This window comes from Bradyrhizobium sp. WD16 (genome assembly GCF_024181725.1).
GTDB lineage: Bacteria > Pseudomonadota > Alphaproteobacteria > Rhizobiales > Xanthobacteraceae > Bradyrhizobium_A.
The window spans coordinates 192,456-205,576 of record NZ_CP028908.1; the positions used below are offsets into that span (position 1 = coordinate 192,456).

The following is a 13,121-nucleotide window of genomic DNA, read 5'->3' on the forward strand; positions in this document are numbered from 1 at the left end:
GGCGATCTGTGCGAAGCAACTGCGATCGCCTGATATGGCGGGGGTAAGGCAACATGGGCCGCCGCCGTCCCGGCCCATGCGCCTTGCCGTTCGCCCTATTTCTTCGGCGGCAGTCCCATCGCCGCACGATAGGCCGCGAGCTGCTTGTCGCGCCCGAACTCGTCGGTCAGACGGTTCCACTCCTTGGCCACGGTGTCCAACGCCTGCTTGGGCGTCACCTGACCGGCCAGCGCCTTGCCGAGTTCGATTTCGACCACCTCGGTGTAGGAGAAGTAACCGGGCAGCCGCATGTCGAACGCGACATTCTTGCCGTTGATCGAATCGTGCTGGGCGCCGAGATATTCCCTGGCTTCGTCGGGCGTGAAGATCTTGCCCCACAGCGCATGGTTGGCGGTGTGCGACTTGCGATACGGGTTGACGCCCGTGCCGCCGGTGATCGCCGCCTGGCCGGAGACCTCCGGGCTCGTCAGCGTCTTGACGAAGTTCCAGGCCGCCTGCTGGTTCTTGCCGGATTTCGGCACCGCGATCTGCCAGCCGCCGAAGGCCATGAAAGGCCCGGGCAGCACCTCGGGGAATTTATCCCAGCTCCTGGTCCTGGCGTTCCAGATCTCGTTCGATCCGGGCAGCACCGCGGACCCGACCTTGCCCGAGATCTTCGACTGCTTGGGATCGGCGGCAATCACGCCGGTGTCACCCCAGCCGATCGATTCGGCGACCTGGCCGCCGGCCACCGCGGCATTGACCTCGCCGAAGGAGAAATTCAGCGCATTGGGCGGCCCGAGCTTGGAGGCGCGGATATATTCCTCGAGGCCCTTCACCCAGCCCGGGTTGTTGATCTGCGCGTCCATGGTTTCCGGATCGAAGAACATGGCGCCGGGATAGTTCGGGTTGTTGGTATAGGCCGCCGCGTGGCTGAAGAAGAACCAGAACTGCTGGCCGCCGCGGCGGAAGGCTTCGGCGGTGCCCCACAGCCCCTTGTCCGGTCGCTGGAAGAATTCGGCGATATCGAGATACTGTTTCCAGGTCGTCGGCGGCGCGAGATCGTAGCCGTATTTCGCCTTGAAGGCGTCCTTCTCCCTGGGATCGTCGAACAGGTCCTTGCGATAGGTATAGGTGTGGACGTCGCCGTCCATCGACTGGGAATAGATCTTGCCGTCCCACACCATCAGCCGCTCGCGATAAGCCGGCTCGATATCGTCCCAGTCGGCGCCGGACTGCATCTCCTTGGGCATCTCGCCGAGATAGGGCACGAGATCCGGCAGCCAGGCCGGCGCGAAGCTGACGAGATCGAAGGCAGCGTCGCCGGAGGTCAGCGAGGTCGCGATCTTGGGGTAGAGCTCGGACCAGGGAAACTCGACCACATTGACCTTGCCGCAGGTCTGCTTCGCCCAGGCGTCGGCGCCGAGCTTGAGCGCGGAGGCGATATAGGGGCCGGTCTGGCTCGCCACCGTCAGCGTCACGTTGGAATAGTCGGGATTGCAGGCCGCCTCGGCGCGGCCGACGGCGCAGACCGCCGCCACGGACGCGGCAAGGGCGACGAGTGACTTTCTCAGCATGTTTCCTCTCCCTGGTAGACGACTTGTTATTTGATTGCGCCGAGCAGCATGCCTGAGCGCATCATGCGCCCGAGAATGGCCGCCATGATCATCATCGGCACGATGGCGACGAGCGCCGCGGCGGAAATCGCCCACCATTCGTCGCCGCGCTGGCTGTTCTGGCCGGCGACGAGGATCGGCAGCGTCTGCCACCTGGAATTGGTCAGGAACAGCGCGAACAGGAACTCGTTCCAGACGAAGGCCAGCGTGATCATGAAGGTCGCAAGCAGGCCGTTCATCGACATCGGCACCACGATGCCGACGAAGATGCGCCAGCTCGGCACGTTGTCGACCAGCGCCGCCTCCTCGACCTCGACCGGCAGCGCCTCGAAGAAGTCGCGCATCAACCAGACCACGATCGGCAGCGAGAAGGCGACGTAGCACAGCGTCAATCCGAGAAAACTGTCGACCAGCGGAAAACCGAGCCGGCCGATTTCGGAATAGAGCAGGTAGAGCGCGAAGGCGGTGACGATCGGCGGAAACATGCGCTGGCTGACGAACCAGAAGAGGATGTCCTGGTTGGCGAGCACCGGTCCCGGCAGCGGCAGCAGATCGACGGCGAGCGCGGCGAACAGAGCCACCGGAAAGGCGAGCAGCAGGGCCTGCGGCCGCGTCAGCCCGAAGGAGGCGAAGGCGAGATAGCCGCCCAGCGCCAGGACGAGGAAGGCGAGCCCGGACAGGAGCTTCACCTTGAACTCGAAGCGCACCAGCGCATAGGCGGCCATGGCGCCGATCAGCGTCGCGACCACCGCCGAGGTCAGGCCGACGATCGTCGAGTTGAGGAAGGTGCGAAAGAATTCGCCGCGAATGCCGTGATAGAGATCGGCGAAGGCCTGGATCGTCGGAGTAAAGTCGACGAAGGGCAGATAGGTCGGGCCGCCGACCACGCCGGGCGGCGTCTTGAAGGCGGTGATCACCACCCAGTAGAGCGGAAACAGGGTGAGCAGGCACCAGACGAGGCAGCCGATCGCGGCAAGGCGGCGCGCCGCCGGCGACAGGCCGATGAGCGGACGGCCCTTCATCGCCGCTTCTCCAGATGCGGCTTGAGCAGCGCCAGATAGGTCGTGCCGATCACCGTGATGGCGATCAGGAACAGGAAGCTCAGCGCCGAGGTGTAGCCGAGATTGAACTTCTTGAAGCCCTCCTGATAGGCGAACAGCGTCAAGGTCTCGGTGTCGACGCCGGGACCGCCGCCGGTCATGACGAAGACGGTGTCCATGATCTTGTAGCTCTCGATCAGGCGGATGAAGACCACCGCCGCCGAGATCGGCAGCAGCATCGGGAAGGTGATGCCCCAGAACTGCTGCCAGTGGCTGGCATTCTCGAGCTCGGCGGCCTCATAAACGTCCTCCGGCAGGGTCTGCAGCCCCGCCAGCAGCATCAGGATCATGAAGGGCGTCCACTGCCAGACTTCGACGGCGATGATGCAGCCGAGCGCCCAGGGCCCGCTGGTGAGGAAGGGCAGATTGGGAAAGCCGAAGGCGGTGAACAGCTGGTTCAGCGGCCCCATGGTCGGGTTGAACATCATGCGGGCGACGAGCGCCACCGCCACCGGGGCGAGCAGCATCGGCAGCAGGAAGCCGACGCGGAACAGCCGCTCGCCCGGCACCCGCGCATTCAGCGCCAGCGCGACCGCAAAACCGATGACATATTGCAGGCCGACGGCGACGAAGGCGATCAGGCTGGTCTTGGCCAGCGCGTTCCAGAACCGCGGCTCCTGCAGCAGCGTCGCGTAATTGCCGAGCCAGACGACGCGCGGCGGCAGCGGCGGAATCAGGCGGTAGCTCAGGAAGCTGGTGGTCAGGGAATAGATCAGCGGAAAGATCGAGATCGCCAGCACGACCACGACGGCCGGCCAGATGAAGACATGCTTGATCGGGTCGTTGCGCATCATCGCGCGTCGTGCTCCGACAGGAGTTGCTCGATCTCCGCAAGGGCCGGCATCGCCGGCGCGGTGCCGCGGCGCGTGACCGACAGTCCCGCCGCCGCCGAACCGAAGCGCGCCGCCGCCACCGGGTCGCTGCCGCGGGCGAGCGCCGCGGCGAAGGCACCGACGAAGGCGTCGCCCGCGCCGGTGGTCTCCACCACCGGCCCCGCCGCGAAGGGCGGGATGTGGATCGAGCGTTCGCGGTCATGAAACAGCGCACCGCGCTCGCCCAGGGTAATCAGCGCGGTACCGGCGCCCTTGGCGAGGAGCGCGTCGCCGGCGCGACGCGCGGCGTCGAGATCACCGACCTCGATGCCGGTCAGGGTCTGCGCCTCGACCTCGTTGGGCACCACATAGTCGCAGAGCGGAAACAGCGCCGCGTCGCATTCGGTCGCCGGCGCCGGATTGAACACCGTCGTCACCCCGGCCGCCCTCGCCAGTTCGAGACCGCGCCGTGCCGCAGCGACCGGCTGTTCGAGCTGGGTGACGAAGACGGCGCTGTCGCGGATGACGTCGGCGGCAGCGTCGAGATCGGCGGCGCACAGCCCGGCCGCCGCGCCCGGCACCACGATGATCGCGTTGGCACCGGTGGTGTGGTGGACATAAATGAAGGCGGCCCCGGTCTCGGCGTCATCGCACCGCCTCGCGCGCGGCGTGATGCCGTCCGCCTCCCAGGTCTTCAGCGCCAGTTCGCCGAAGGTATCGTTGCCGATGCGGGTGATGAAGGTGGTCTCGCCGCCGGCCCGCGCCGCCGCCACCGCCTGGTTGGAGCCCTTGCCGCCGGGCCCGACGGCGAAGCCGGATCCGGCGATGGTCTCGCCGATCGCCGGCAGCCGGCCGGCGCGGAAGGCGAGATCGGCGACGAAGATCCCGAGGATCGTGACCCCGCGACGCGTCATGACCGTCACTCCGCATCGGGCGCGATCACGCCCTTGGTGAACAGGAAGCAGCCGTAGAAGCGGCGCTCGCCGGTGGCGATGACGCAATAGGCCTCCTTGGCGCGGGCATAGAAGGCGTGGCGCTCGACCCCGACCAGCGGCCAGCGCCGGCCTTCGGCGCGGTCGATCTCGCCCTGAACCTCCTGCTGCACGTCTGGCACCTCGTCCGGCGCGCCGACGATCTCCATCCGCACCGCCGCGTCGTCGACGAAGGTGTCGAGCGGCAGCAGCGACAGCACCGCCCGCGCGGCCCGCGCCGCCGTCACATTGTCGATGCGCAGCAGATGGCCGAGCCGGGTCTGGCGGGCGATGGAATCGGCCGGAAAATTGGTGTCGCAGATCACCAGCCGGTCGCCATGGCCCATGGCCCGCAGGGCATGGAGCACGTCGGCATTGAGCGCCGGATCGATCGTCTTGAGCATCTCTCTCCCCTCGTGTCCTGTTGTTGAAGGCGTCGCGGCCGGCTGCGCTCAGCCTGGCCCCTCGCCCGCTGCGCTCCCCGCCTGGTCATTCGCCATATGGAATCCAGACATTCTTCACCTGCACGGCGTGACGCAGCAGGATCGGCCCTTCGGCGGCGGCGGCATCGAACCAGTCGAGCGCCAGGCCATGGTCGACCAGCGTGCGCTTGAGATTGCCGGCGGACAGTTCCTCCGCCAGCGCCGAAGCCGCTTTCGAGCCGAACACCCATAGCGCATCGACGTCGTCGTGCTCGGCCAGCGTCCTGACGAGGCCGTCGCGCGCGCCGGTGACGATGTTGAGCACGCCCGGCGGCACATCCGAGGTCTCCAGCACCTGATAGAGATCGGTGGCGCTGAGCGGGTGGCGCTCGCTCGGCACAACGACGACGCGGTTGCCCAGCGCGATCAGCGGCGCCACGAGGCTGACGAAGGCAAGCAGCGGCGCTTCATCCGGACAGGCGACACCGACGACGCCGATCGGCTCGTGCATGGCGAGCGCGACGCCGCGCAGCGGCGGCGTGTGCACCGCGCCCTCATATTTGTCGGCCCAGGCGCCGTAGCTGAACAGCCGGGCAATGCTGGCTTCGACCTCGCGCCTGCCGATGGCGCCGGACACCCCGGTCATGGCCGCGATCCTGCCGGCGAATTCGCCGGCGCGCGCCGAGAGATTCTCGGCGAGGTAATAGAGGATCTGGCCGCGGTTATGGCCGCTCGCCCGCGACCACGCACCGGCGCCCCGCGCCGCCGCCACCGCGTTGCGGATATCCTTGCGGCTGCCGTCGCCGACCTCGCCGAGCGGCCCGCCCTTGGCCGAGAGCACGCGGCGAACGTAATTGCCGTCGGGCCTGACCTGCTTGCCGCCGATGAAGAGCTTGGCGGTGCGGTCGAGCCGCGGCAGATCGAAGCCGGCGGTGTCGCTGACGGCGGTCTCGGCGCCGCCGGCCAGCGCGGCGAGCTGCGGCCGCGGCCGCCGCGCGGCCCAGGCCTTCGGCTTGAGATATTCGAACACTCCCTCACGTCCGCCCTCGCGGCCGAAGCCGGATTCGCGGGTGCCGCCGAAACCGACTCCGGCATCGAACAGATTGGTGGCGTTGATCCAGACGACCCCCGCCGCGAGCTTGGGCGCGATGTCGAGGGCGCGACCGATGGTCTCGCTCCAGACGCTGGCGGCGAGGCCATAGCGGCTGTTGTTGGCAAGCATCACGGCCTCGTCAGGGGTGCGGAAGGTCATCGCCACCAACACCGGGCCGAAGATCTCCTCCATGGCCACCGTCGAGGTCGGCTGCACATCCCACAGCAGCGTCGGCGGGTAATAGCAGCCGGCCTGCGGCAGCGCCGCGCCGGCCTGATAGCACCGCGCGCCCTCCTTCACTCCGGCCGCGACCAGCGCCTTGATGCGCGCGAGCTGCACCGGCGCGACCACCGCTCCCATGTCGATGGTCTTGTCGAGCGGATGGCCGAGGCGCAGCGTCTCCATGCGGCGGACGAGGCGCTTGCGGAAGGTCTCGGCGATCCCCTCCTGCACCAGCAGCCGCGAGCCGGCGCAGCAGACCTCGCCCTGGTTGAACCAGATGGCATCGACGACGCCTTCAACGGCGCCGTCGAGATCGGCGTCCTCGAAGACGATGAAGGGCGACTTGCCGCCGAGTTCGAGGGTCAGCGACTTGCCGCTGCCCGCGGTCGCCTGGCGGATCAGGCGACCGACCTCGGTGGAGCCGGTGAAGGCGATCTTGTCGACATCGCCATGGGCGACCAGCGCCGCGCCGGCCTCGCCATCGCCGGTGACGATGTTGAGGACGCCCGGCGGCAGCCCGGCCTCGGCCGCGAGTTCGACGAACAGCAGCGCGGTGAGCGAGGTGAATTCCGCCGGCTTGAGCACCACCGCGTTGCCGAGAGCCAGCGCCGGCGCGACCTTCCAGGCCAGCATCAGCAGCGGGAAATTCCACGGAATGATCTGCCCGACCACGCCGAGCGGAACATAATCGGCAAACTCGCGCTCCTGCAGCTGGGCCCAGCCGGCATGGTGGAGGAAGTGTCGCGCGGCGAGCGGCACGTCGAGGTCGCGGGTCTCGCGCAGCGGCTTGCCGTTGTCGAGCGCCTCGAGCACGGCGAACAGCCTGGCATGGCGCTGCAGCAGCCGCGCCAGCGCATAGAGATGGCGCGCGCGGCCGTGGCCGCCGAGCTTCGCCCACGCCGCCTGCGCGTTGCGGGCGGCGCGCACCGCCGCGTCGACGTCGGCCGCCGAGCCTTGGGCGAGCCTCGCCAGCGGCTGGCCGGTTGCCGGCTCGAAGGTGGTGAAGTGCTCGCCGGACGCCGGTGGCGTGAACGCGCCGGCGATGAAATGACCGAAACCGCCGGCGTGGCCGGCGAGCCAGCGCCGCGCCTCGCCATCGGCCTCGGGCGCCGTGCCGTAATCCATCGTTTCGAAATAGTCCACGACGGTCATGCGCTCATCCCGCGGCGTGCCGGTTGAAGGCCGAGTAGCGGCCGGTGACGTGATGCTCGAGCTGGCGCTCGATGTCGGCGAGCAGGCTGGAGGCACCAACGCGGAAGAGATCCGGTTCGAGCCATTCGCGCCCGAGCTCCTCCTTCATCAGGAACTGGTACGACAACACGTCCTTGGCGGTGGAAATGCCGCCGGCCGGCTTGAAGCCGACCTGAAATCCGGTGCGCTCGGCATAGGCGCGGATCATCCGCAGCATCGCCAGCGTCACCAGCAGCGTCGCATTGACGCCTTCCTTGCCGGTCGAGGTCTTGATGAAATCCGCTCCCGCCATCATGCAGACCGTCGCCGCCCTGGCGACATTGCCCAGGGTCTTGAGATCGCCGGTGGCCAGGATCGTCTTGATATGGGCATCGCCGCAGGCGGCGCGGAAGTCCCGCACCTCGTCGTACAGCGCGCCCCAGTTGCCGGTGAGGACATGCTCGCGGGTGATGACGATGTCGATCTCCCTGGCCCCGTCCCGGACCGAGGCCTCGATCTCGCGGAGCTTGACGTCGTGGGGCACCAGCCCGGCGGGGAAGCCGGTGGACACAGCGGCGACGGGAATCTCCGAGCCCTCCAGCGCCTCCACCGCGGTGGCGACGAAGCGGTGATAGACGCAGACCGCGGCGGCGTGCAGCGGTCGCCCGGCGAACCCCAGCGCCTCGACGAGATCGGCACGGATCGGCGTCTTCGCCTTGGCGCAGAGCCGCTTCACCCGCCCGGCGGTGTCATCGCCGCTGAGCGTCGTCAGATCGATGCAGGTCACCGCCTTGAGCAGCCAGGCCGCCTGGGCGGCGTTCTTCACGGTGCGACGCCCGGACAGCGTCGCGACGCGGCGCTCGGCGGCGGAGAGGTTGACCCTGATCTCGTCGATCCAGTCGGCCTGGAAGGCGCAGCCCTCATTGCGCCGCGGCGGCGCGTTCGCCACACGGTGGCGCTCGCCGCCCGCCGGCAAGCGAGCCGTATCGACGTGACGACTGGACGGCTGGAGGCTCGACATCAGGCGATGATCGCGTCGCGGATCGCGGCAGGCCGCGCCACCCAGCGCGGCGCCCGGCCGGCCGGTCGCCGCACGGATGCCGACGCCAGAGGTGATTTCGCCATGCCGTCCTCCCGCTCGTCAGCGCCGGTCGACGCCTGGTGGACGAAGGCCGAGCCGCGCTCGCAAACCCCTCGCCTGCGACCTAATGTCAGGTCTCAGCGCCAACATGTTACTTTTGTAACATTTTGTGTTTCAATAGTCACATCGCGGGAGACCGTTGTCAACGGCGAAAGTCGGGACGTCGAAGGAGCACAAGAGACATCATGGCGGCTGGAACCTCATTGCCTGCGGCACGGGTCGATGCGCGCACCGAACGCCTGCAGCGCCTGCGCCGCGCCGTCGACGACAACGGCAGCCTGCATCTGAAGGCCGCCGCGCAGTTGCTCGACGTCTCCGAGATGACGATCCGCCGCGACCTCGCCGCGGCGGAGACCTCGCTCGCCCTGCTCGGCGGCCATGTGGTCGACGCCGCGCAGCCGACCGGCGCGAAATACACCATCGAGCAGGAACTCGATCACCACGCCCAGAACAAGCGTCTGGCGTGCCGCCGCGCCGCCGGACTGATCCGCGAGGGCGATACGCTGTTCGTCGATTGCGGGTCGACGATGCAGCTGCTGGCCGACTGCCTGCCGGCCGGACTGTCGCTGTCGGTGATCTGCTTCTCGATGAATGTCGCCGCCCTCGTCACCAGGCGGCCGGCGACCCAGGTGATCCTGCTCGGCGGCCTCTACCATCCCTCGTCGCAATCCTTTTCCTCCGAGGAGTCGCTGGCCTATATGCGCAAGCTCGGCATCAACAAGGCCTTCATTTCAGCCGGCGGCGTCCATCCCTCGCGCGGCGCCAGCTGCTCCAACTTCCACGAGATCGCGGTCAAGCAGACGGCGATCGCCACCGCGGTGGAAAGCATTCTGGTGGTCGACGAAAGCAAGCTCGGCAGCCTCAAGCCCGCCTTCTTCGCCGGCCTCGAGGCCTTCGGCAAGATCGTCGTCGGCGGCCCCGTCGGCACCGAGACCCGCAAGCGCTTCAGGAGCTTCGCGATGGACTACGCGGCGAAGGGCTGACCGCCGCGCTCGCGCAAATCTCCGGCGCCGCCGCCGACGAGGGCCAAGCACGACGACGAGACGATGATAAGCGAAGCTGGATAAGTGAAGCTGGACAAGTGAAGCCGGATTAAGCGAAGCCGGAGCGGGCACGCCGAAATTGTCACGCCTGCGTCGCGCCGTCACATCCCGCGGCGCCAGCCCGCCCCTCGGCTATGCCAGATCGGGGATCTCTCCCTGATCGACATCGGTCGCCCCGGGTCGCGGCGCCACCGCCGTGCGGACGGCCAGCGGCGGCCGGCGCGGCGCCGGATCCTGGTTGCAGACGCGCGCCTGCTGTTCCAACCTCGCGGCCCACCGCCGCTCGATGCCGTTGACAATGTGACGGGGCAGATTCAATCGATCCATGTTGCGGTGCCTCCCTGCGCAACGCGCGTGAGCAGCGAGAAAATGGCGCAGGTATCGAAAGGTTCCTGGAACCGGGCGGCGGCGTGCAAATAAAGATCAGCTGTCGCCGCCGCGCCGCGGGCGAAACCGGTGGCCCATGCGCCGCGAACGACCGCGCCCTTACCATTTCTCGCCGTAAGGGCGGATCTCCTGCTCGAACACCCAGGCGCCGCGCGGCTGGTTGTAGAGCTGCCAGTAGGCATCGGCCACCGCGCTCGGCGGCATCAGACGGTCGGGCGGCAGAGCATCGAGCGCCGCCAGCCCCTCGCGCTGGCGCAGCCGCTCGCGCACCCACGCGGTATCGACGCCGGAATCGATGATCAGGTGGGCGACATGGATGTTCTGCGGCCATAATTCCCGCGCCGCGGACTCGGCGACGGCGCGCAGCCCGAACTTGGCGCTGGCGAAGGCGGCATAGCCGAGGCCGCCGCGCCGGCTGGCGGTCGCGCCGGTGAAGAAGATGTGGCCCTTGCCACGGGGCAGCATCAGGCGCGCCGCCTCGCGCCCGGTGAGGAAGCCGCCGTAACACGCCATTTCCCACACCTTGCGGAATACCCGTTCGGTGGTCTCCAGCAGCGGGAAGTTGACGTTGGCGCCGACATTGAAGATGCACACCTCGAGCGGCGCCCTCGCATCGGCCTCGCTCAGGAAGGCCGCGACCTCCGCTTCGTTGCGCGCATCGAGCGAGCGGGCGACGATCGCGCCGCCGGCAGCTTCGATCTGCGCGACCAGCGGCGCCAGCTTGTCGCCGTTGCGCCGGCCCGCGAACACGGTGAAGCCCTCGGCGGCGAATTTCCTGGCGATCTCCGCGCCGATGAAATCGCCGGCGCCGACCACGGCCACGGTGGCGTTGCGCGCTGTCATGCCACCCTCTTCTGCTGGGCCAGGATTTCCTCCTCGACGTCGCGAAGCTGATCCTTGCCGTAGAACATCTCGTCGCCGACGAAGAAGGTCGGCGCGCCGAACGCCCCGCGCGCCACCGCGCGCCCGGTGAGTTCGACCAGCCGCGCCTTGACGTCGGCCTCGCCGGCACGGGCGATGATGCGGTCGGCGTCGATGCCGGACGAGGCCAGCGCCTGCCTGAAGACCGCCGGATCGTCCATCTTCTTCGGCTCTTCCCACATGTGATGGAAGCCAGCGCGCACATAGGCCGCCAGTGTGCCATCGATCTCGGCGGCGACGGCGCCGCGCATCAGCATCAGGGTGATCACCGGAAAGAACGGATTGGGCCTGAACCCGGTGACGCCGTGACGGCGGATGAAGCGCTCGGTCTCGCGCTGGATGTAGTCCGGCTTGTTCCTGATGCCGGCCAGGGTTTCGACCGGCGAGCGATTGTTGGTCAGCTTGAAGATGCCACCGAGCAGCACCGGCACGTAGGCGAAGCTGACGCCGGCGCGCTGCTCGACCTGGGGAATGACCCGATGCGCCAGATAGGCGTTGGGACTGCCGAAATCGAACAGGAATTCCACCTTCGGATTCACCTCTGCCCTCCCTCGTCGCGCGCCGCGGCGGCACGCTTGTCGTGCTTGTGTCGTCGCTCGCGATCCTATAGTTCTAAAAAAGAACTGTAAACCTCGGCAAGCTCGTTGCGATGGCAGATTTCAAGTTCCATTTTGGAATGAAAGAGGCGGCCTGACCTGCTATTGATCGCCGGGCGACGACGCCGCAGCCGGAGAGCCTTGCGATGAAGTGGGATGCGCTGGAGGAGGAAAACTGCTCGGTCGCCCGCACGCTGGCGGTGATCGGCGATCGCTGGACGCTCCTGATCCTGCGCGACTGTTTCCTGCGGGTGCGCCGCTTCGAGGCCTTCCAGGCGCGGCTCGGGATCACGCGCCACCTGCTCGCCGACCGCCTCAGGAAGCTCGTCGACTTCGGCGTGCTGCGTCGCGTGCCCTATCAGGACAGCCCCAGGCGGCATGAATATCTTCTCACCCACAAGGGCCTCGATCTCTATCCCGTCCTGATGGCGATCGTGCATTGGGGCGACGTCCACATGGCCGATGAGCGCGGCCGGCCGCTGCTCCACCAGCACGACGGCTGCGGCAAGTTCTTCGATCCCGTCATGGTCTGTTCCGAATGCGGCGAGCCGTTGCGCGCCAGGGAAGTCACGGTCCATCCGGGACCGGGGGCGCAGTCTTCACCGCTACCGCCGCAGACGTCGCCGCGCCGGCCGGCGACCGGGGCGCCGTGAGGTCGCGGCAGCGCCCCGGGGCGACCGGACATCCTTGCTGACGTAACTGCCGACCGGACCGCCGCGCATCTGCCGCAGGCCAAACGCACCCGACGACGCCCACGGGCGTGATATGCTTGCGGCTGTTCGAGAGCGCGGGAGCCCGAGATGACAGACCACGTCTACAAGATTCTGGAACTTGTCGGTTCTTCGGAGAAGAGCATCGAGGACGCCATTCAGAACGCCGTCTCGCGCGCCAAGAAGACGGTGCGCGACATGCGGTGGTTTGAAGTCGTTCAGACCCGGGGGCACATCGAGAACGGCAGCGTCCATCACTATCAGGTCGTCCTCAAGATCGGCTTCACGCTGGAGGCCTGACCGCCGCGACGCCGCCGCCGGCCCGATCCGGAACCGTGCTTGTCGTCACCGGCGCGGCGGGCAGCGTTGCGCCGTGGCTTACCACCACACGACGGACTTCATCGCCCCTTTCGACAGCCGCTCGCTGAAGCGGGCGTGGTGGGCGGCGGCCATCAGCAGCGCGAACTGGGCGTGATCCATGTGGAGCAGCGTCTTGTGGTCGCCTGCCTCCATGTAGACGTCCGGCTGCGCCTCGATACTGTCGTCGACCAGCAGCGGCAGTCCATAGCATGAGCCGACCGGCGGCACCGCGCCATGGGCGCAGTCCCAGAACAGCTTGTCGACTTCGGCTTCCTTGGCCATCTCGACGCTTTCGCCGAGTTCGTTCTTCAGGTCGGACAGCCGCATGTGATGGGACGCCGGCAGCACGGCGAGCACGTAACCGCCATTGCGGCGGCGCAGCACGATGCCCTTGGCCAGCCGATCCTGCGAGATCCGGCAGGCCTCCGCCGTCCGCTCGGACGACAGGGTCGGTTCGTGCGGGATCACGTCGTAGGCGATGTTCTTGGCGACGAGGTATTTCTGGAGGGCGGGAGCGATGGGCATGACGGACCTCCGTTGCAGCATGCAACCCGGGCTTCCGTGCAGGCCCTCACGCC

14 protein-coding genes are annotated in these 13,121 nt (G+C 67.8%); 3 read left to right on the forward strand and 11 right to left on the reverse strand.

The window, feature by feature from the left end; genetic code table 11:
• Window positions 1-95: 95 nt before the first annotated feature.
• The 7 genes from DB459_RS00855 to deoC form a co-directional block, all read right to left on the reverse strand.
• The gene (locus DB459_RS00855) at window positions 96-1,556 is read right to left on the reverse strand and encodes an extracellular solute-binding protein (RefSeq protein WP_253710930.1); all 1,461 of its coding nucleotides are present in this window, start codon (window positions 1,554-1,556) and stop codon (window positions 96-98) included.
• 26 nt (window positions 1,557-1,582) lie between these two features.
• Complete coding sequence (locus DB459_RS00860; protein WP_253710932.1) at window positions 1,583-2,617, reverse strand: carbohydrate ABC transporter permease; 1,035 nt, start codon at window positions 2,615-2,617, stop codon at window positions 1,583-1,585.
• Complete coding sequence (locus DB459_RS00865) at window positions 2,614-3,489, reverse strand: carbohydrate ABC transporter permease (protein WP_253710934.1); 876 nt, start codon at window positions 3,487-3,489, stop codon at window positions 2,614-2,616. The genes DB459_RS00860 and DB459_RS00865 overlap by 4 nt, the downstream gene beginning before the upstream one ends.
• Window positions 3,486-4,421: a ribokinase gene (locus DB459_RS00870; RefSeq protein WP_253710936.1), complete on the reverse strand. Its 936-nt coding sequence runs from the start codon at window positions 4,419-4,421 to the stop codon at window positions 3,486-3,488. Before DB459_RS00870 ends, DB459_RS00865 begins: the two co-directional genes overlap by 4 nt.
• A 5-nt stretch (window positions 4,422-4,426) precedes the next feature.
• Window positions 4,427-4,882, reverse strand: a complete 456-nt coding sequence (locus tag DB459_RS00875) for an RbsD/FucU family protein (RefSeq protein ID WP_253710938.1) — start codon at window positions 4,880-4,882, stop codon at window positions 4,427-4,429.
• 85 nt (window positions 4,883-4,967) lie between these two features.
• Entirely contained in the window at window positions 4,968-7,367 is a 2,400-nt protein-coding gene (locus DB459_RS00880) for an aldehyde dehydrogenase family protein (RefSeq protein ID WP_253710940.1), read from the reverse strand.
• 4 nt (window positions 7,368-7,371) lie between these two features.
• The gene (gene deoC, locus DB459_RS00885; protein WP_253710942.1) at window positions 7,372-8,406 is read right to left on the reverse strand and encodes a deoxyribose-phosphate aldolase; all 1,035 of its coding nucleotides are present in this window, start codon (window positions 8,404-8,406) and stop codon (window positions 7,372-7,374) included.
• 305 nt (window positions 8,407-8,711) lie between these two features.
• Between deoC and DB459_RS00890 the strand changes: the two genes are divergently transcribed.
• Window positions 8,712-9,509 carry a DeoR family transcriptional regulator gene (locus DB459_RS00890; RefSeq protein WP_253710944.1) on the forward strand — a complete coding sequence of 266 codons (798 nt, stop codon included), beginning with the start codon at window positions 8,712-8,714 and terminating at the stop codon, window positions 9,507-9,509.
• A 192-nt stretch (window positions 9,510-9,701) separates the two neighbouring features.
• Here DB459_RS00890 and DB459_RS00895 read toward each other — a convergent pair whose 3' ends face one another.
• The 3 genes from DB459_RS00895 to DB459_RS00905 form a co-directional block, all read right to left on the reverse strand.
• Window positions 9,702-9,896: a hypothetical protein gene (locus DB459_RS00895; RefSeq protein WP_253710945.1), complete on the reverse strand. Its 195-nt coding sequence runs from the start codon at window positions 9,894-9,896 to the stop codon at window positions 9,702-9,704.
• A 159-nt stretch (window positions 9,897-10,055) separates the two neighbouring features.
• Entirely contained in the window at window positions 10,056-10,799 is a 744-nt protein-coding gene (locus tag DB459_RS00900) for an SDR family NAD(P)-dependent oxidoreductase (RefSeq protein ID WP_253710947.1), read from the reverse strand.
• Complete coding sequence (locus DB459_RS00905; RefSeq protein WP_253710949.1) at window positions 10,796-11,416, reverse strand: 2-hydroxychromene-2-carboxylate isomerase; 621 nt, start codon at window positions 11,414-11,416, stop codon at window positions 10,796-10,798. The genes DB459_RS00900 and DB459_RS00905 overlap by 4 nt, the downstream gene beginning before the upstream one ends.
• 203 nt (window positions 11,417-11,619) lie before the next feature.
• On the opposite strand from DB459_RS00905, the gene DB459_RS00910 reads away from it, so the two are divergent.
• Together DB459_RS00910 and DB459_RS00915 are read left to right on the forward strand one after the other, a co-directional pair.
• Window positions 11,620-12,126 (forward strand): helix-turn-helix domain-containing protein, encoded by a 507-nt coding sequence (locus DB459_RS00910; protein WP_253710951.1) that lies wholly within the window; start codon window positions 11,620-11,622, stop codon window positions 12,124-12,126.
• Between the two features lie 147 nt (window positions 12,127-12,273).
• The gene (locus tag DB459_RS00915) at window positions 12,274-12,483 is read left to right on the forward strand and encodes a dodecin (protein ID WP_253710953.1); all 210 of its coding nucleotides are present in this window, start codon (window positions 12,274-12,276) and stop codon (window positions 12,481-12,483) included.
• Window positions 12,484-12,561: 78 nt separating this feature from the next.
• On the opposite strand, the gene DB459_RS00920 is transcribed toward DB459_RS00915, so the two are convergent.
• A complete protein-coding gene (locus DB459_RS00920) occupies window positions 12,562-13,068 on the reverse strand; it encodes an aminoacyl-tRNA deacylase (protein WP_253710955.1) in 507 nt (168 codons plus the stop codon).
• Window positions 13,069-13,121 lie beyond the last annotated feature (53 nt).

What these genes read in the sequence shown, in the direction of transcription:
- DB459_RS00910 (WP_253710951.1), top strand. Translation starts at nt 11,620, where the DNA reads ATGAAGTGGGATGCGCTGGAGGAGGAAAACTGCTCGGTCGCCCGCACG.
- DB459_RS00855 (WP_253710930.1), bottom strand. Translation starts at nt 1,556, where the DNA reads ATGCTGAGAAAGTCACTCGTCGCCCTTGCCGCGTCCGTGGCGGCGGTC.
- DB459_RS00875 (WP_253710938.1), bottom strand. Translation starts at nt 4,882, where the DNA reads ATGCTCAAGACGATCGATCCGGCGCTCAATGCCGACGTGCTCCATGCC.
- DB459_RS00915 (WP_253710953.1), top strand. Translation starts at nt 12,274, where the DNA reads ATGACAGACCACGTCTACAAGATTCTGGAACTTGTCGGTTCTTCGGAG.
- DB459_RS00900 (WP_253710947.1), bottom strand. Translation starts at nt 10,799, where the DNA reads ATGACAGCGCGCAACGCCACCGTGGCCGTGGTCGGCGCCGGCGATTTC.
- DB459_RS00895 (WP_253710945.1), bottom strand. Translation starts at nt 9,896, where the DNA reads ATGGATCGATTGAATCTGCCCCGTCACATTGTCAACGGCATCGAGCGG.
- DB459_RS00890 (WP_253710944.1), top strand. Translation starts at nt 8,712, where the DNA reads ATGGCGGCTGGAACCTCATTGCCTGCGGCACGGGTCGATGCGCGCACC.
- DB459_RS00870 (WP_253710936.1), bottom strand. Translation starts at nt 4,421, where the DNA reads ATGACGCGTCGCGGGGTCACGATCCTCGGGATCTTCGTCGCCGATCTC.
- DB459_RS00880 (WP_253710940.1), bottom strand. Translation starts at nt 7,367, where the DNA reads ATGACCGTCGTGGACTATTTCGAAACGATGGATTACGGCACGGCGCCC.
- DB459_RS00920 (WP_253710955.1), bottom strand. Translation starts at nt 13,068, where the DNA reads ATGCCCATCGCTCCCGCCCTCCAGAAATACCTCGTCGCCAAGAACATC.
- DB459_RS00860 (WP_253710932.1), bottom strand. Translation starts at nt 2,617, where the DNA reads ATGAAGGGCCGTCCGCTCATCGGCCTGTCGCCGGCGGCGCGCCGCCTT.
- DB459_RS00865 (WP_253710934.1), bottom strand. Translation starts at nt 3,489, where the DNA reads ATGATGCGCAACGACCCGATCAAGCATGTCTTCATCTGGCCGGCCGTC.
- deoC (WP_253710942.1), bottom strand. Translation starts at nt 8,406, where the DNA reads ATGTCGAGCCTCCAGCCGTCCAGTCGTCACGTCGATACGGCTCGCTTG.